Here is a 16,477-nt window from a genome sequence, read left to right as displayed (position 1 = left end):
CATTGATTGATTTGGATTTCAAAACAATTCCATGAACCTCAAGCAATTGCGCGCCTTCGTCGCGGTCGCCACCTACCAGAGCTTCGCCCAGGCCGGTGAGCACCTGCATATATCGCAGCCTGCGCTGAGCCTGACCATCAAGGGTCTGGAAGAGCAACTCGGCGGCGCCCTGCTCAGCCGTACCACGCGCAGTGTCAGCCTGACTCCGGAAGGCCAGGTCCTGTTGCCCCTGGCCCGGCAACTGCTGGCCGACTGGGACAACACCGAGGAGTTGCTGCGCCAGCACTTCACCCTGCAGTTGGGGCGGGTGTCGATCGCCGCCATGCCGGCCTTCGCCGGCAACCTGCTGCCGCCGGTGCTCAAGCTGTTTCGCCAGCGCTACCCGCGGGTGACCGTCACGGTGCATGACGTGATCAATGAACAGGTACTGGAACTGGTCCGGCATCGGCGCGTGGAGCTGGGCATCGGTTTCGAGCCGGAATCCAGCGAGCCGTTGCTGTTCCGGCCGTTGTACCTGGACCGTTTCGTCGCCGTGGTGCCGAAGGACTCGCCGCTGGCAGGGCAGGCCCAGGTGAGCTGGACGGAGTTGCTGCGCGAGGATTTCATTGCGCTGCAGCGACCGTCGGCGGTGCGCCTGCTGCTGGAACGGCATGTGGCGGCGGATCACGGCAAGCTGGCGGTGGCGTTCGAAAGTCATCAGTTGTCTACCATTGGCCGGATGGTCGCCAACGGGCTGGGGGTCAGTGCCGTGCCGGCGCTGTGCATCGGCCAGATGCGCGAGCTGGGAGCGCAGTGCGTGGCGCTGGTGGAGCCGGTGGTGGAGCGCAGGATCGGTGTGACGATGCTGGCGGATCATAAATTGTCGGCAGCGGCGCAGGCGGTTTTGGATGTGTTGGTGGCTGAGGTCACCGATCCTGGTTGTGATTTGTGGTGTGGCTGATGGCCTCATCGCTGGCAAGCCAGCGATGAGGCCAGAACATTCAGGAGGAGTTTGACAGATGAGAACGACAACACTCGGCAACCATCAGGCCCCGGTCATCGGCCAGGGCACCTGGTACATGGGTGAAGACCCGGGTCAGCGCCGGCGTGAGGTCGCCGCCCTGCAGCAAGGCATCGACCTCGGCCTGACACTGATCGATACCGCGGAGATGTACGCTGAAGGCGGCGCCGAGGAAGTGGTCGGCGAAGCCCTGGCCGGGCGCCGGGACCAGGTTTTCCTGGTCAGCAAGGTGTACCCGCACAACGCCAGCCGCCAAGGGGCCATCGCCGCCTGCGAGCGCAGCCTGCAACGCCTGGCCACCGACCATATCGACCTGTACCTGTTGCACTGGCGCGGCCAGTACCCGCTGGAAGAAACCGTGGAGGCCTTCGAGCGCCTGCGCGAAGCGGGCAAGATCGGGCGCTGGGGGGTATCCAACTTCGATAGCGACGATATGCGCGAACTGGACAATCCGGCCTGCGCTACCGACCAGGTGCTGTACAACCCGGAGCAACGCGGCATCGAGTTCGACCTGCTGCCCTGGTGCCGCGAACACCAGGTACCGGTCATGGCCTACTGCCCGCTGGCCCAGGCCGGGCGCCTGCTGCGCCATCCGGTTCTGGCGCAGGTCGCCGAACGCCACGGCGTCACACCCGCCCAGGTCAGCCTGGCCTGGGTCACCCGCAATGACGGGGTGATCGCGATCCCCAAGGCGGTGGAGCCACGCCATGTACAGCTCAATGCGGCGGCAGGCCGGCTGGGCCTCGATGCCGAGGACCTGCAAGCCATCGACCAGGCCTTCCCTGCCCCGACCCGCAAGCAACGCCTGGCGGTGGTCTGACCCTCAGTGAAAGTCCCGGCTACGCACATCCAGCCCGCTCAATAGCGGGCTGAGATCTTCCAGGCGCCGGGCGATCAGATGGCGTACGCCATCGGCGAACTCCAGCTTGCCGCGTACCTGCATCAGTTGTGCACCTACCAGCACCCGTCGCTGGCGCTCGGCCAGATCGCGCCAGACCACCACGTTGAGCATGCCGAACTCGTCTTCCAGGGTAACGAAGGTCACCCCGCTGGCGGTCTGCGGGCGCTGCCGACCGACTACTAGCCCGGCCACGCTGATGCTGTCGCCATGCGCCACATCGTCCAGCGCCCGCGAACTGCGACAGCCCAGGGCGGTGAGACGACGGCGCAGCAGGCTCAGGGGATGCGGGCCAAGGGTGGTGCCGATGCTGTTGTAGTCGGCGAACAGGTCCTCGCCCACGCTGGGCGCGGGCAACGCCACCGCGATTTCCGGAGTCGGCTCGATGCCGGCGAACAAGGGGAGTTGCGCCTGCACCGCGGCCACTTCCCAGCGCGCCTGGTAACGGTGCCCCGCCAGTGCAGCGAGTGCACCGGCATCGGCCAGCAGGTCGCGGGCGCGGTTGTCGAGCCCGGCGCGCAGGCACAGGTCACCGACATCGCGGAACGCCTGTACTTCCCGCACCCGGGCCAGACGCCGGGCATCCTCTTCGCGAAACCCGCGCACCTGCCGCAGGCCGATACGCAGTGCCAGCGCGCCGCCCTGCCCCGGTTCCAGGCTGCAATCCCAGTGGCTGTGCCGGACATCCACCGGGCGAATCTCGATGGCATGCCTGCGCGCGTCCTGGAGGATCTGGTCCGGACTGTAGAAACCCATGGGCCAGCTGTTGATCAGGGCGCAGGCAAAGATCGCCGGCTCATGGCACTTGAGCCAGCAACTGGCGTAGGTCAGCAGGGCGAAACTGGCGGCATGGGACTCGGGGAAACCGTAGCTGCCGAAGCCCTTGATCTGCTCGAAGATACGTTCGGCGAACGCCAGGTCGTAGCCGTTGCGCAGCATGCCCTCGGTGAGGCGAACGCGATGCGGCTCGAGCCCGCCATGACGCTTCCAGGCCGCCATGGAGCGACGCAACTCGTCGGCTTCGCCGGGGGTGAAGTCGGCGGCGACGATGGCCAGGGACATGACCTGCTCCTGGAACAGCGGTACGCCGAGGGTGCGTTCGAAGACCGCCTTGAGCTTTTCCGAGGGATAGACCACCTCTTCCTGATTGTTTCGCCGACGCAGGTAGGGATGCACCATGTCCCCCTGAATCGGCCCCGGCCGCACGATCGCCACCTGGATAACCAGGTCGTAGAACTTCTGCGGCCTGAGCCTAGGCAGCATGGCCATCTGCGCCCGCGACTCGATCTGGAACACACCGATGGTGTCGGCGCGGCTGATCATGTCGTAGGTCGGGCGGTCGTCCGCCGGGATTGCGGCGATGCTCAGGCGCTTGCCGCGATGCACCTCGTAGAGATCGAAACAGCGGCGCAAGGCGCTGAGCATGCCCAGCGCCAGTACATCGACCTTGAGCAGGCCCATCATGTCGAGGTCGTCCTTGTCCCACTGGATCACCGTGCGCTCTTGCATGGCGGCGTTCTCCACCGGCACCAGGGTATCCAGCGGCTGCTCGCTGATAACGAAGCCGCCGGGGTGCTGGGACAGGTGCCGGGGGAAGCCCATCAGCTCGCCGGTCAGGGTCAAGACCCGGTGCAGCAGCGGGCTGTCCGGGTCGAAGCCGGCTTCCACCAGGCGCTCGGGCGACGGCACCCGGTCGCTCCAGCGCCCGCAGCAGTCGGACAAGGCGCCCAGCTGGTCCGGCGGCAGGCCCAGCACCCGGCCGATATCACGTATCGCGCCGGAGGCATGGTAAGTGCTGACCACCGCCGTCAGGGCGGCGCGATGGCGACCGTAACGCCTGAACACGTATTGCAGGACTTCCTCGCGGCGGTCGTGCTCGAAGTCCACGTCGATATCCGGCGGCTCCTTGCGTTCACGGGACAGGAAGCGTTCGAACAGCAGGCTGGTCTGGCTCGGGTCCAGCTCGGTGATGCCGAGGACGAAACACACCACCGAATTGGCCGCCGAGCCACGGCCCTGGCACAGGATGCCCTGCTCGCGGGCGAAGCGGACGATGTCATGGACGGTGAGGAAGTAGGACTCGTATTCAAGGTCGGTGATCAGTTGCAGTTCGTGTTCCAGTGCTTGGCGATTCTTGTCGCTGATGCCCGCCGGCCAGCGCGTGGGGATTCCTCGCTCGCAGAGGTCGCGCAGCCAGGCGCCGGCGGTGTAGCCCTGGGGCACGATTTCGTGGGGGTACTGATAGTTGATGTCGCGCTTGAGTTCGAAGTGACAGCGTGCGGCGATCCGCGTGGTTTCCTCCAGCAAGGCCGGTGGATACAGCGCGGCCAGCTGTTCGAGCGGACGCAGATGGCGCTCGCCATTGGCGAACAGGCGGTGCCCGGCCTCGGCAACGGTGGTGTGATGACGGATGGCGGTCATGCAGTCCTGCAAGGCTCGTCGCCCCCGGCTGTGCATATGCACGTCGCCGCAGGCCAGCGGGCGGATATCCAGCTCGCGGGCCAGGGCCAGCAAGTCCTGCAGGCGCTGGCGGTCGTCATGGCCGTGGTGCAGGTGCACGGCCAGCCACAGGCGCTCGCCGAAAATCTCGCGCAGCCAGCGGCCAGGGGCCGGGTCGTCCGTAGCATCCGCAACCCAGAGCGCCAGCAGGCCGTCCATGGGTTGTTCGAAGTCTTCGCGCAGAACCCGGTAGCTGCCCTTTTCCGTACGCCGCCGGGCCTGGGTGATCAAGCCGCACAGACGCTGGTAACCCGTCGGGCTTTCCACCAGCAGCACCAGCTTCGGGCCGTCTTCCACGCGCATCTCGCTGCCGACGATCAGCGGCAGTTCGACCTTTCTCGCCGCATCCCAGGCCCGGACGATCCCGGCCAGGGTGCATTCGTCGGTGATCGCCAGGGCCTTGTAGCCCTGCTGTTTCGCTCGCCCGAACAGCTCCATCGCACTCGATGCCCCGCGCTGGAAACTGAAGTTCGACAGGCAATGCAGCTCGGCATAACCACTCATGCGAACCAGCCTTGCAGCCACAGCGGGCTGTCGCGGCTTTCGCCCAACTGGCGATAAGCCCAGCCGCGCTGGCCGGCGGCGGTCTCCACCAGGTAGTAGTCACGGCGCACATCGCCGCCATCCCACCAGCCGGACTCGATGCGCTCCGGCCCGGCCAGCAGGCGCAGGCCGTTCAGCGGCAGGGATCGCGGCGCTTCCAGCAACCAACCGGGACGCGGTGCCGGACCAGGAGCGCAGGTAGCCGGCAGATCAGCACTGCGCCAGGCATATTCCGGACGGTGATCGGCCACCACGCCCACGGTACGCACCGCATCATCGCCGAGACGGGCCCGCAGGCGTTCGCGCAACTGCTCCCAACCCTGTTGCTGCTGGGCCCTGGCCGAGAACAATTCGCCGGCCAGGGGCACGAAGGCCGGCAGTTCCTCGGCGCTTAAGCGCAGGTTGCGCACTGCAGCGCGCAGGCTCAGTTGCTCCAGGCGGCCGCGGGCCAGCTCCAGCAGGCGCCCGGCGTCGCGTTCGGCCGCCAGCAGGCCGACCTGCAGCCGCGTGTCGGCGCCCTCGGCATGCTCCAGGAACAGGTCGAAGCGCTGCACCCCGGCATCGCGCCCGGCAAGAAAGGCGGCCAGGTCCTCGATCATCCGCCGTAGCGGAAACAGCAGGGCCTGGCTGGACTCCACATCGAAGTTCAGTTCCAGCCGCGACTCGAAACGGTCCGGCGGCAGGTAGCAGTCCAGGGCCATGGCACGCAGCCCCAGCAAACGGTCCAGATGCAGTTGCACCTGGGCGGGAAAACGCCTGGCCAGGGTTTCGCGGGGCAGCGTCAATACCTGGTGCAAGTGGCGCAGGCCCATGCGGCTGAAGGCCGTGGCGGCGTCCGCAGGCAGGCCAAGGCGATCGATGGGCATGGCCGCCAGTGCGGCACGGGTGAGCTCGGCATCGCTGGCTGCCAGCCCGTCATGGGCATTGGCCAGCATCCGCGCCGCCACCGGGTTGCTGGCCAGGACGATACGGTGGCTGAAGCCCAGGGTCTTCAATTCCTTGCGCAAGCAGGCCTCGAACCTGGGCCAGGGTCCGAACAGGCCCAGGCTGGATTCCACTTCGAGCAGCAGGGCACGGGGGTAATGCAGGCTGACCTGGGAACTGAAGCGGTAGGCCCAGGCGGCAAGCAACTGCTGCTGGCACTCGGTAGCAGCAGGATCGTGCTCCACCGTGGTGAAACCGCCGGCCAGGGCCTGGGCCGTGGCCAGGCTTTGCCCGGCGCGCAGGCCAAGGGCCCGGGCAGGCGGATTGACCGCCTGCACTATCCGGCGATTGGCCGGACCGGTAATCAGAACCAGCGGTTGATCGGCGTCTTCACGCCTGCGCAGGACACTGTCGAGCGCCAGTTGCGGTAACAGGATGCAAGCCCAGAGCATGGCGTCTCACCCTGTGCGTCCGCTGGCGGCGATTGGCCGGGCCGGCGCCAGCCCGCCACGGCACTTGAGTACCCGCCATTGCGCCGGCTTGCTATCGACAGCGATGCGCAGGGCCGCAGGCGACGGATTGAGCCCAGCACCCTGGTCGCGACAGGCGAAGGCCAGGGCCTGGCCGGTTTCGGCAGCCACCTGCAAACGCCGTAATGCACGGTCATCGGCACGCTGTGGCCAGCACAGCACGGCGGCGCAACTGCCGGAGCGCAGGCATTGCTCGGCAGCCCACAGGCTTTCCTTGCTGCCCGCCTCGATCACCGACAGCCAGCGCAAATCCACGCCCGCGGCCTGCCAGGCCGGAGGATAGGGAATGAACGGCGGAGCCACCAGCACCACCCGCTCACCAGCCGAGGTCAGCCGTGCCAGGCTGGGCCAGAGCAGTTGCAGCTCACCCGCGCCCTCCTGCGCCAGCAACAGCTCGCTGAGCGCGGCCGCCGGCCAGCCACCGCCAGGCAGCACCGCATCCAGTGCGGCATGCCCTGTGGGCTGCAGGCCATGGTCCTCGACCACCGGCCGGCCTTTCCAGACACGGCGGGTATCGAGCAGCCCGTCGAGGCTGACCACCGCGCCCATCAGTCACGCCTGACCAGGCCGCAGAACACGCCTTCGATGACGAAGTCGCGGTCCGGACCGACAATGATCGGCTCATAGGCCGGGTTGCGCGGCAGCAAGCGGTAGTGGCCGTTGCCACGTTCGAAACGCTTGATGGTCACCTCGCCATCGAGGCGCGCGACCACGATCTGGCCGTCCCGGGGGTCGGGCTGCTGGCGGATGCCCACCAGGTCGCCGTCGAGGATGCCGTCGTCGATCATCGAATCGCCACGGACCTTGAGCAGGTAGTCCGGGCTGCGGCTGAACAGGTGGGCATCGAGCAGCAACTGCTCGTGGATATCCACGTCCGGGCCGATCGGCCGGCCCGCCGCCACCTGGCCAAGCACCGGGATGTCCAGCACCTCGGGCCGACGCAAGGGACCGGCCAGGCGGATGCTACGCGCCTGGTTCGGCGTGATCTCGATGAAACCGGCCTCGCAAAGGGCCTGGACATGCTTGCGCGCCACGCTGCGCGAGGCGAAACCGAAGGCCTGGGCGATATCGGAAAGGCTCGGCGGCCGCCCTTCTCCGGTGATGCGATCACGGATGAAGGTGAGGATGGCGCTGCGTTTGGGAGAGAGTCTGGTCATGGGATACATTTGTACTCTTTTCGTACTCCACTGACCAGCACCATCGATCGGCGGGTATGATGGCCGTTCATCGCTCTACGGATATGCACCATGCTCGACGCCCTGCTTTTCGACCTCGACGGTACCCTGGCCGATACCGACAAGCTTCACCTGCTGGCCATGCAGCAGTTGCTGCACGAGGATGGCCGTACCCTGACCGAGGCGGAATTCGAGGCGCATATCAGCGGACGGGCCAATGCCGACCTGTGCCGCTACCTGTTTCCCGACCGGCCGGTAAACGAACACCGGGCCTTTGCCGACCGCAAGGAGGCGCGCTTTCGCGAACTGTCGCCGAGCTTGCAGCCGACGCCGGGTCTGCTCCGCCTGCTGGAGTACGCCGAGAACCGTGGCATCGGCATGGCGGTGGTGACCAATGCACCGCGGGCCAATGCCGAGCACATGCTCCAGGCGCTGGACCTGGCCGGGCGTTTCGAGCACGTGCTGGTGGCGGAGGAACTGCCGAAAGCCAAGCCGGACCCGCTGCCCTACCTCACCGGGTTGCAACGTTTGAATGCGCAGGCCGGGCAGGCACTGGCCTTCGAGGATTCGGTGCCGGGGGTCAAGGCCGCCAGTGGTGCGGGGATCTTTACCGTGGGGTTGTCGACGAGCCAGACGGTGGAGGCGTTGAGGGCGGCGGGGGCGCAGTTGGTGGTGGCGGATTTCAAGGATGAGCGGTTGTGGGAAGTGATTGGGCGGATGACAGGTAAATAGAGGTTGTCCGGGCCATTTATCGCTGGCAAGCCAGCTCCCACAGGGTCCGAGTCGCTGCAAAACCCTGTGGGAGCTGGCTTGCCAGCGATGAGGCCCTGAAGGACACCGCCAATCACCTTGACGTATACGTCAACCTGGCTTTAGGTTAGGCGCCATATCGCCTTCACGCAGAGCCAGCCCATGAGCAGCCAGACCTACAGTATTTCCGACCTGTCCCGCGAGCTGGACATCACCACCCGGGCCATCCGCTTCTACGAGGAACAAGGTTTGCTGAGCCCCGAGCGGCGCGGCCTGGAACGGGTCTATTCGGCACGCGACAAGGTCAGCCTGAAACTGATCCTGCGTGGCAAGCGCATCGGTTTTTCCCTCGCCGAGTGCCGCGAACTGATCGAGCTGTACGACCCCACCGGCGGCAATACCCGGCAGCTCAACAGCATGCTGGCGAAGATCGCCGAGCGCCGTGCCCAGCTGGAGCAGCAATTGCTCGACATCCAGCAGATGCAACTGGAACTGGATACCGCCGAAGAACGTTGCCAGCAGGCGCTGGCAGCAACCCTGAACACGCAGAACAACAACGGCCATTGAGCCCCACCAGGAAGCCCCCCGCCATGCCATTGCCCGCCAAAGTGCGTCTGGTCGAAGTCGGTCCCCGCGACGGCCTGCAGAACGAAGCCCAACCCATCAGCGTCGCCGACAAGGTGCGCCTGGTCGACGACCTGACCGATGCCGGCCTGTCCTACGTCGAAGTGGGCAGTTTCGTCTCGCCGAAATGGGTGCCGCAAATGGCCGGTTCGACCGAAGTCTTCGCCGGCATCCGCCAGCAGCCGGGCGTCACTTATGCCGCCCTGGCACCGAACATGCGCGGCTTCGAGGACGCCCTCGCCGCCCGGGTCAAGGAAGTCGCGGTGTTCGCCGCCGCCTCCGAGGCCTTCTCCCAGCGCAATATCAACTGCTCGATCAGCGAGAGCCTGCAACGCTTCGTGCCGATCATGGAGGCTGCGCGCCAGCACGGTGTGCGGGTACGCGGCTATGTGTCCTGCGTGCTCGGCTGCCCCTACGAGGGCGAGGTGGACGCGGCCCAGGTCGCCGCCGTGGCCCGCGAGCTCTATGAAATGGGCTGCTATGAAGTGTCCCTCGGCGACACCATCGGCACCGGCACCCCGGGGGCTACCCGTCATCTGTTCAACGTGGTCGGCGCCCAGGTGCCACGCCCGCACCTGGCCGGGCATTTCCACGACACCTACGGCCAGGCCCTGGCCAACGTCTATGCCAGCCTGTTGGAAGGTATCAACGTGTTCGACAGCTCGGTCGCCGGCCTCGGCGGCTGCCCGTACGCCAAGGGCGCCAGCGGCAATGTGGCCAGCGAGGACATGGTGTACATGCTGCAAGGCCTGGGCATCGATACCGGGATCGACCTGGAGCGGTTGATCGCCGCTGGCCAGCGCATCAGCGCCGTGCTCGGTCGCGCCACCGGCTCGCGGGTAGCACGTGCGCGTAACGCCTGCTGAGGAAGTGGTAACACTGTGCACTCGGTCACAAAGTGTTACCGCCTACCCACTGCCTAGGGAAATTCCGGGTAACACGGAAACAAATCAGCGGTTTTTCCCGCGCAGGCTTTTCCACCAAATTCTTCAAATCATTGATTTTATTGGATTTCTAAAAGTTGGCACGGCACCTGCTTTATCTCTGGCACAACAAGAATAAAAAATGCGGCATACCCAATAAAAACAAGACGTACCGGATCTGACATAACAAGAACAATACGGCAGAGACGAAGCTAACTGATTTTTTTGAAGTGGATGGCTTTTCCGGGGCGTGCCCCGCAACCAGACAGAGAACAATAAAACTACCTCAAGGTAGCGCCCGTCACGGTTGGATCAGCAATGATGAAGGTCGATCAGCGCTCAAAAAAATACGTTTGCTCTTGACCCCGGATGGGGGTCGCACAAAACAGCGACAAGAGGCAACGGTTGACAAAAACAACAACAGACCGCCCTCCAATAACAAAAAAGAGCACGCAACAATCTTTGAGGGGAGCTTCGGCTCCCCTCAGTGCATTCAGGCCTTGCCATTTTCCTCCTTGTCTCCCTCCTCCTTGCGCTTCCTTTTGTGCTCCTGGTCCTCGAACAGGTCCACCACCCACGGCATGATCGAAAACACCACCAGCGCCAATATCGTGCTGAACAGCGCCGTGGCCTCGCGGCCCATTCCGGCGGCCACGCCTATGGCGGCGGTCATCCACAGGCCCGCGGCGGTGGTCAGGCCCTTGACGTGACTGGCGTCCAGATCGTGCCCCTTGAGGATGGTACCGGCACCGAGGAAACCGATCCCGGCGACGATCCCCTGCACCACCCGGCTCAGCGCCGCATCGTCAGCCCCGGCCATGCGCGGGACCAGGACGAACAGTGCCGCACCGATGGCCACCAGCATATGGGTGCGCACCCCGGCGGCCTTGCCTTTCATCTCGCGCTCGAAACCGAGCACCGCCCCCAGAAGCGCGGCCATCAGCAGGCGTACCGAAACCTGGGTCAATTGTTTCGCATCGGTAATGTCGGCGAACTCCGCCACAAGCGTCATCCACACTTCATCCCACCAGGCATCCATGGCGTTTTCCTTGTCAGTGCTGTCAGTCGATGGACAACAGCCGCTTCGACAAAGTGCGATGCAACCGCTGATCGGCTCGAGGCCGCAAGCGGGACGGGCCGATGGTCTACCCCATAGGCCCTTTGCACGAGGAACACACCATGCCCATCCAGATCGATGACACCACCCGGCGCTGCACCCTGATCAGCGAAGAACTGAATATCGAAGGCAACGCCAGCGAAGTGCAGGTGTTGACCGACGAGAACCTGCGCATGTCCGTGGCCGAACTGGCCGGCAAGCGCGTGCCGATCACCGAAGCGGAAGCCGATGCGCTGACCGTGGCTGGTGCGGTGGATGGTCGCAGGCACCTGAAAAGCAGCGCTCCAGGCTCGATAATCTAAGGCCTGCAGGGCTTTTTCGGAAAATCTGATACGGTTTTTATCGGGATACCTGAATCTGTTCTGAATACAGATCGCTCGCCATAGTGCCCTGGCCTGATCGAGGCCTGATGAGCGACGAACCATGAGCGAACCTATTCCCGTCAAGATCGTTGAAGTTGCCGAGCCGACCCACAAGAAGAAGGCCGCCAGCAGCGACCAGCAGATCTTCACCCGCAGCTTTACCGGCCTGTACCGCAACCTGCGCCTGGGTGGCGCAGGTTTTCTCTTCCTGTTGTTCTTCGCCACCGCCTGGCTGGAATGGGGTGGCCGCCAGGCCGTGCTCTGGGACTTGGCCGAGAGCAAATTCCATATCTTCGGCGCGACGTTCTGGCCACAGGATTTCATCCTGCTCTCGGCGCTGCTGATCATCTGCGCCTTCGGCCTGTTCGCCATCACCGTGTTCGCCGGGCGGGTCTGGTGCGGCTATACCTGCCCGCAAAGCACCTGGACCTGGCTGTTCATGTGGTGCGAGAAGGTCAGCGAAGGCGACCGCAACCAGCGCATGAAACTGGACAAGGCGCCGTGGGGGCCGAACAAGCTGGCCCGCCGCGCCCTCAAGCACAGTCTCTGGCTGGCCATCAGCCTTCTGACGGGCCTGACCTTCGTCGGCTATTTCACGCCGATCCGCCCTCTGGCTGAAGAACTGTTCACCTTGCAGGCCGGTGGCGTCAGCCTGTTCTGGATCCTGTTCTTCACCGGCGCCACCTATATCAATGCAGGCTGGTTGCGCGAGGCGGTGTGCATGCACATGTGTCCCTACGCCCGTTTCCAGAGTGTGATGTTCGACAAGGACACCCTGGCCGTGGCCTATGACCCGCGTCGCGGCGAGAACCGCGGTGCACGCAAGAAGGACCAGGACTACAAGGCGGCCGGTCTCGGCGACTGCATCGACTGCACGATGTGCGTACAGGTCTGCCCGACTGGCATCGACATTCGCGACGGCCTGCAGATGGAATGCATCGGTTGCGCCGCCTGCATCGACGCCTGCGACAGCATCATGGACAAGATGAACTACCCGCGCGGCCTGATCGGCTACAAGTCCGAGCACAGCCTGCAAGGCGGGCGCACCCACTGGCTGCGCCCGCGCCTGCTGGGCTACGTCACCGTGCTGGTAGTGATGATCGGTGCCCTGGTTATCGCCCTGCATGAACGGCCGATGCTGTCCATGGACGTCATCAAGGACCGCGGCCTGTTCCGGGAGAATGCCCGCGGTCAGATCGAAAACATCTACATGCTCAAGGTGATCAACAAGACCCAGGTAGCGCAGAACTACCAGTTGCGCTTGCTGGATGCCGAGGGCTTCGAACTGCATGGCCAGACCTACTTCAGCGTTCCCGCCGGGGAAATGGCCGAGCTGCCGGTATCGGTGGCGATGCTGGGCGAACGGGCAACCAGCAGTTCGCAGGAACTGGACTTCGAACTGGTGGACAGCGACGAACCGGCGATCCGCGCCGTGGCCCGCAGCCGCTTCGTTGCCCCGCTCAACCGCTGATCCCCTACACTGCGTGCACTTCGAACCAGCAGAGCCATGATGAAACGCTACGAGAAATTCGCCGACGACATTGCCGAACTGATCTACACCGGGGTCCTCGGACCCGGCCAGCGCGTGCCGTCGGTGCGCTACGCCAGCCAGACCCACGGGGTCAGCCCGTCCACGGTGTTCCAGGCCTACTACCTGCTGGAGCGCCGCGGGCTGATCCGCGCGCGGCCGCGCTCGGGGTATTTCGTCAACGCCCATGCGCCGAAACCGTTCAGCGAACCACGGATCGGCGAGCCGGCCATCGAGTCCACCGAGGTCGACGTCAGCGAACTGGTGTTCTCCATCCTCGAATCGATCAAGGACCCGCACACCGTGCCGTTCGGCTCGGCGTTCCCCAGCCCTGCCCTGTTCCCCCTGCAACGCCTGGCCCGCTCGCTGGCCAGCGCGACCCGAGACATGGATCCGCGCATGGTGGTCACCGACCTTTCGCCAGGCAATCCGCGACTGCGCCGGCAGATCGCCCTGCGCTACATGGTCGGCGGGCTGATGCTGCCGATGGAGGAACTGCTCATCACCAACGGTGCACTGGAAGCCCTGAACCTGTGCTTGCAGGCGGTGACCGAACCGGGCGACCTGGTGGCGATCGAGGCACCGGCGTTCTACGCCTGCCTGCAGGTGCTTGAGCGCCTCAAGCTCAAGGCCGTGGAAATTCCCGTGCACCCGCGCGAGGGCATCGACCTGGGGGTATTGGCCCAGACCCTGGAGCGGCACCCGGTCAAGGCCGTGTGGTGCATGACCAACTTCCAGAACCCGGTGGGCGCCAGCGTGCCGGAAGAAAAGAAGCGGGCGCTGGTCGAGTTGTTGCGCCAGCACCAGGTGCCGCTGATCGAGGACGACGTTTACGCAGAGCTGTATTACGCCCAGCAGGCGCCGAAGCCGGCGAAAGCCTTCGACACCGAGGGCCTGGTGATGCATTGCAGTTCCTTCTCCAAAAGCCTCGCCCCCGGCTATCGGATTGGCTGGGTAGCCGCCGGACGTTTCGCCCGCACCATCGAACGGCTCAAGCTGATGACTTCGCTGTGCGCCTCGATGCCTGCCCAGGCGGCCATCGCCGACTACCTCCAGCACGGCGGCTACGACCGCCACCTGCGCCGCCTGCGCTATGCCCTGGAAGAACAGAAGAACGCCATGCTCGCCGCCATCGCCCGGCATTTTCCCGCCTCGGTACGGGTCAGCCATCCTTCGGGCGGTTACTTCCTTTGGCTGGAACTGCCGGAGAGCATGGACTCCCTCAAACTGTTCCAGATGGCCCTGGCCCAGGGCATCAGCATCGCCCCGGGGCCGATCTTCTCGCCGACCCGGCGCTTCCGTCATTGCATCCGCTTGAATTACGGCAGCCCCTGGACCGAGCAATCGGAAAAAGCCATGGAAACACTCGGACGGATCGTACGCTCCTTCTAGCCGCCGCATCAGCGGCGGTCTAAAGTGGCGCCATTGGCCTGCGTCCGGACCTTTCCATGCCCTCCCGCGAACTCGACTCCCTGCGCCTGCAACTCCAGACCCTGCAACAACGCAATGCCGCCCTCGAACGGCAACTGCTGCAACAACAGGCGCAGGATGAGGACTTCTACCGCTTTCTGTTCGACACCATGGACGAGGGCTTCTGTGTCATCGAGTTTTTCGATGGCCCCCATGGCCCGCTGAGTGACTACATTCACGTCGTGGCCAACGCCGCCTACGCTCGCCACGCCGGGATTCCCAACGTGGTCGGGCAGAAACTGCGGGAAATGGTCCCCGACGAGGCCGACGACTGGGTCGCCCGTTACGGTGCGGTATTGCGCACTGGCGAGCCCTTGCACTTCGAACAGGAACTGGTCGCCACCGGCCGCGTGCTGTCGGTCACCACCTTCCGCATCGAACCGGCCGAGCGCAAGCAGGTTGCGGTGCTGTTCCAGGACGTGACCGAACGACGCAACGCCGAGCGGGCCGTGCATCGGCTCAACGAGCAACTGGAGCAACGGGTGCGCGACGCGCTGGCCGAACGCCAATTGCTCGCTCAACTGGTGGACAACAGCGTGGCTTGCGTCCAGGTGGTCAGCCCCGACCTGCGCTGGATGGCGATCAACCAGCAGGCCCTCAAGGACTGCTATCACCTCTACGACGAGGCACCGAAGGTCGGCGACCGGGTGGAGCACGTCCTGCGCCGCTTCCCCGCCGATTGCGCGCGGACCCTGTCCTTGTGGCGCCGGGCCCTGGCCGGTGAGGTGTTTATCGAAACCGTCGAGTTCGGCAGCGGTGACCGCCGCCGTCATTACGAACTGCGCTTCAATGCGCTGCACGACGACCAGGGCGAACTGCTTGGCGCCTATCTTTTCGCCTATGACATCAGTGCCCGGGTCGAGGAGCAGCAACGCCTGCTGCGCGCCGAGGAGGCCCTGCGCCAGGCGCAGAAAATGGAAGCGGTGGGCCAGCTCACCGGCGGCATCGCCCATGATTTCAACAACCTGCTCGGCGGCATCCTCGGTGCCCACGAACTGATGCGCCAGCGTCTGGACCAGCAGCGCCACGCCGAACTGCATCCACTGCTGGAAGCCGCCAGCACCTCGGCCCAACGCGCGGCGTCGCTGGTTCACCGCCTGCTGGCCTTTTCCCGACAGCAGACCCTGCAACCCCAGGCCACCGATGTCGGTGCCCTGCTGCGCGACATGGAGGAGCTGATCCAGCGCAGCGTCGGCCCGGCCATCGCGGTTCGCAGCCAGTTCAGGGATGACCTGTGGCCGACCTTCATCGACCCGCCGCAACTGGAAAGCGCCCTGCTCAACCTGTGCATCAATGCCCGGGATGCCCTGCCCAATGGCGGGCTGATCGAAATCGCCATCGACAATATCGAGCTGGACGAAGAACGCGGACGCCCGCTGGACCTGGCCGCAGGGCCGTACCTGTGCCTGAGCGTCGCCGACAACGGCACGGGGATGTCCGCCGATGTCGCGGCGCGGGCCATCGATCCGTTTTTCACCACCAAGCCGCTGGGCCAGGGCACCGGGCTTGGGCTGTCGATGGCCTACGGTTTCGTCCGTCAGTCAGGCGGGCAACTGCGTATCGTCAGCGCCCCTGGCCAGGGCACGCGGATCGAGCTGTACCTGCCGCGCCATCACCAGAGCGCGGCGGCAAGCCCGGCCCGCACTAGCGCGCACAATGTCCCGGGCCTGGGCAGCGGAGCGCGCATCGTGCTGGTGGAAGACCAGGACACCCTGCGCGGGGTGATTACCGAGAGCCTGGAAGAGTCCGGTCACCGGGTCGAGTTCTACGCGAGCGCTGTGCTGGCCTTGCCAAGGTTGAAGGACGGGACGCCGCCGGATTTGCTGATCAGCGATATCGGCCTGCCGGGCGGGCTCAGCGGTCGGCAAATGGCGGCAGCGGTGCGCCAGGTGCACCCGCAGTTGCCGGTGCTGTTCATCACCGGCTACGACGAAAGCGCCGCGCTGAGCGATGGGCGACTGGCGCCGGGGATCAGCGTGATGACCAAGCCGTTTACGTTGGAGGGGTTGATGGCGCGGGTGGAGGAGATTCTCGGGGAGCGGTGAATGGGGCTGGGGCTGGGGCTGGTTATTGTGTGTTGATCCGTTTGCTCGGGTGACTCAGCGTCGCCCTGGCAAATGGATATGCACGCAAT

General features: G+C 65.1%; 14 protein-coding genes. 9 read left to right on the top strand and 5 right to left on the bottom strand.

Translation table 11 applies throughout. The features are described 5' to 3' along the window. The first annotated feature begins 31 nt into the window (after positions 1 to 31). Both N7650_RS05075 and N7650_RS05070 read left to right on the top strand, forming a co-directional pair. On the top strand, positions 32 to 940 hold the full coding sequence (locus N7650_RS05075; RefSeq protein ID WP_279897270.1) for a LysR substrate-binding domain-containing protein: 909 nt from the start codon (positions 32 to 34) through the stop codon (positions 938 to 940). A gap of 58 nt (positions 941 to 998) precedes the next feature. Further along, on the top strand, positions 999 to 1,820 hold the full coding sequence (locus tag N7650_RS05070) for an aldo/keto reductase (protein WP_279897269.1): 822 nt from the start codon (positions 999 to 1,001) through the stop codon (positions 1,818 to 1,820). A 3-nt stretch (positions 1,821 to 1,823) separates the two neighbouring features. On the opposite strand, the gene N7650_RS05065 is transcribed toward N7650_RS05070, so the two are convergent. The 4 genes from N7650_RS05065 to lexA are packed head-to-tail and all read right to left on the bottom strand — an operon-like array spanning position 1,824 to position 7,560. Next, on the bottom strand, positions 1,824 to 4,922 hold the full coding sequence (locus N7650_RS05065) for an error-prone DNA polymerase (protein ID WP_279897268.1): 3,099 nt from the start codon (positions 4,920 to 4,922) through the stop codon (positions 1,824 to 1,826). Then, a complete protein-coding gene (locus N7650_RS05060) occupies positions 4,898 to 6,316 on the bottom strand; it encodes a DNA polymerase Y family protein (protein WP_279897267.1) in 1,419 nt (472 codons plus the stop codon). Before N7650_RS05060 ends, N7650_RS05065 begins: the two co-directional genes overlap by 25 nt. Before the next feature lie 6 nt (positions 6,317 to 6,322). Next, positions 6,323 to 6,943 carry a translesion DNA synthesis-associated protein ImuA gene (gene imuA / locus N7650_RS05055; protein WP_279897266.1) on the bottom strand — a complete coding sequence of 207 codons (621 nt, stop codon included), beginning with the start codon at positions 6,941 to 6,943 and terminating at the stop codon, positions 6,323 to 6,325. Continuing rightward, positions 6,943 to 7,560, bottom strand: coding sequence for a transcriptional repressor LexA (gene lexA, locus N7650_RS05050; RefSeq protein WP_009401036.1), 618 nt, complete (start codon positions 7,558 to 7,560; stop codon positions 6,943 to 6,945). Before lexA ends, imuA begins: the two co-directional genes overlap by 1 nt. An 81-nt stretch (positions 7,561 to 7,641) precedes the next feature. On the opposite strand from lexA, the gene N7650_RS05045 reads away from it, so the two are divergent. The 3 genes from N7650_RS05045 to N7650_RS05035 all read left to right on the top strand — a co-directional run bounded on the left by N7650_RS05045 (position 7,642) and on the right by N7650_RS05035 (position 9,809). Next, entirely contained in the window at positions 7,642 to 8,301 is a 660-nt protein-coding gene (locus tag N7650_RS05045; RefSeq protein WP_009401037.1) for an HAD-IA family hydrolase, read from the top strand. Positions 8,302 to 8,481: 180 nt separating this feature from the next. After that, the gene (locus N7650_RS05040) at positions 8,482 to 8,886 is read left to right on the top strand and encodes a MerR family DNA-binding transcriptional regulator (RefSeq protein ID WP_009401038.1); all 405 of its coding nucleotides are present in this window, start codon (positions 8,482 to 8,484) and stop codon (positions 8,884 to 8,886) included. 23 nt (positions 8,887 to 8,909) lie between these two features. After that, positions 8,910 to 9,809 (top strand): hydroxymethylglutaryl-CoA lyase, encoded by a 900-nt coding sequence (locus tag N7650_RS05035; RefSeq protein ID WP_279897265.1) that lies wholly within the window; start codon positions 8,910 to 8,912, stop codon positions 9,807 to 9,809. 550 nt (positions 9,810 to 10,359) lie between these two features. On the opposite strand, the gene N7650_RS05030 is transcribed toward N7650_RS05035, so the two are convergent. Then, positions 10,360 to 10,905, bottom strand: coding sequence for an MgtC/SapB family protein (locus N7650_RS05030; protein WP_279897264.1), 546 nt, complete (start codon positions 10,903 to 10,905; stop codon positions 10,360 to 10,362). 140 nt (positions 10,906 to 11,045) lie between these two features. Here N7650_RS05030 and N7650_RS05025 point away from each other — a divergent pair, with 140 nt between their 5' ends. From N7650_RS05025 to N7650_RS05010, 4 genes are all read left to right on the top strand, one after another. Further along, positions 11,046 to 11,285, top strand: coding sequence for a DUF3203 family protein (locus tag N7650_RS05025; protein WP_009401041.1), 240 nt, complete (start codon positions 11,046 to 11,048; stop codon positions 11,283 to 11,285). Between the two features lie 121 nt (positions 11,286 to 11,406). Beyond that, on the top strand, positions 11,407 to 12,816 hold the full coding sequence (ccoG, locus tag N7650_RS05020; RefSeq protein ID WP_009401042.1) for a cytochrome c oxidase accessory protein CcoG: 1,410 nt from the start codon (positions 11,407 to 11,409) through the stop codon (positions 12,814 to 12,816). 39 nt (positions 12,817 to 12,855) lie between these two features. Beyond that, positions 12,856 to 14,265, top strand: a complete 1,410-nt coding sequence (gene mapR, locus N7650_RS05015; protein ID WP_279897394.1) for a GntR family transcriptional regulator MpaR — start codon at positions 12,856 to 12,858, stop codon at positions 14,263 to 14,265. A 56-nt stretch (positions 14,266 to 14,321) separates the two neighbouring features. Next, positions 14,322 to 16,388: a PAS domain-containing protein gene (locus N7650_RS05010; protein WP_279897263.1), complete on the top strand. Its 2,067-nt coding sequence runs from the start codon at positions 14,322 to 14,324 to the stop codon at positions 16,386 to 16,388. Positions 16,389 to 16,477 lie beyond the last annotated feature (89 nt).

It is taken from the genome of Pseudomonas sp. GD04058 (genome assembly GCF_029836855.1).
GTDB classification, from domain to species: domain Bacteria; phylum Pseudomonadota; class Gammaproteobacteria; order Pseudomonadales; family Pseudomonadaceae; genus Aquipseudomonas; species Aquipseudomonas bharatica.
This window is presented reverse-complemented; position numbering and strand designations above follow the sequence as displayed.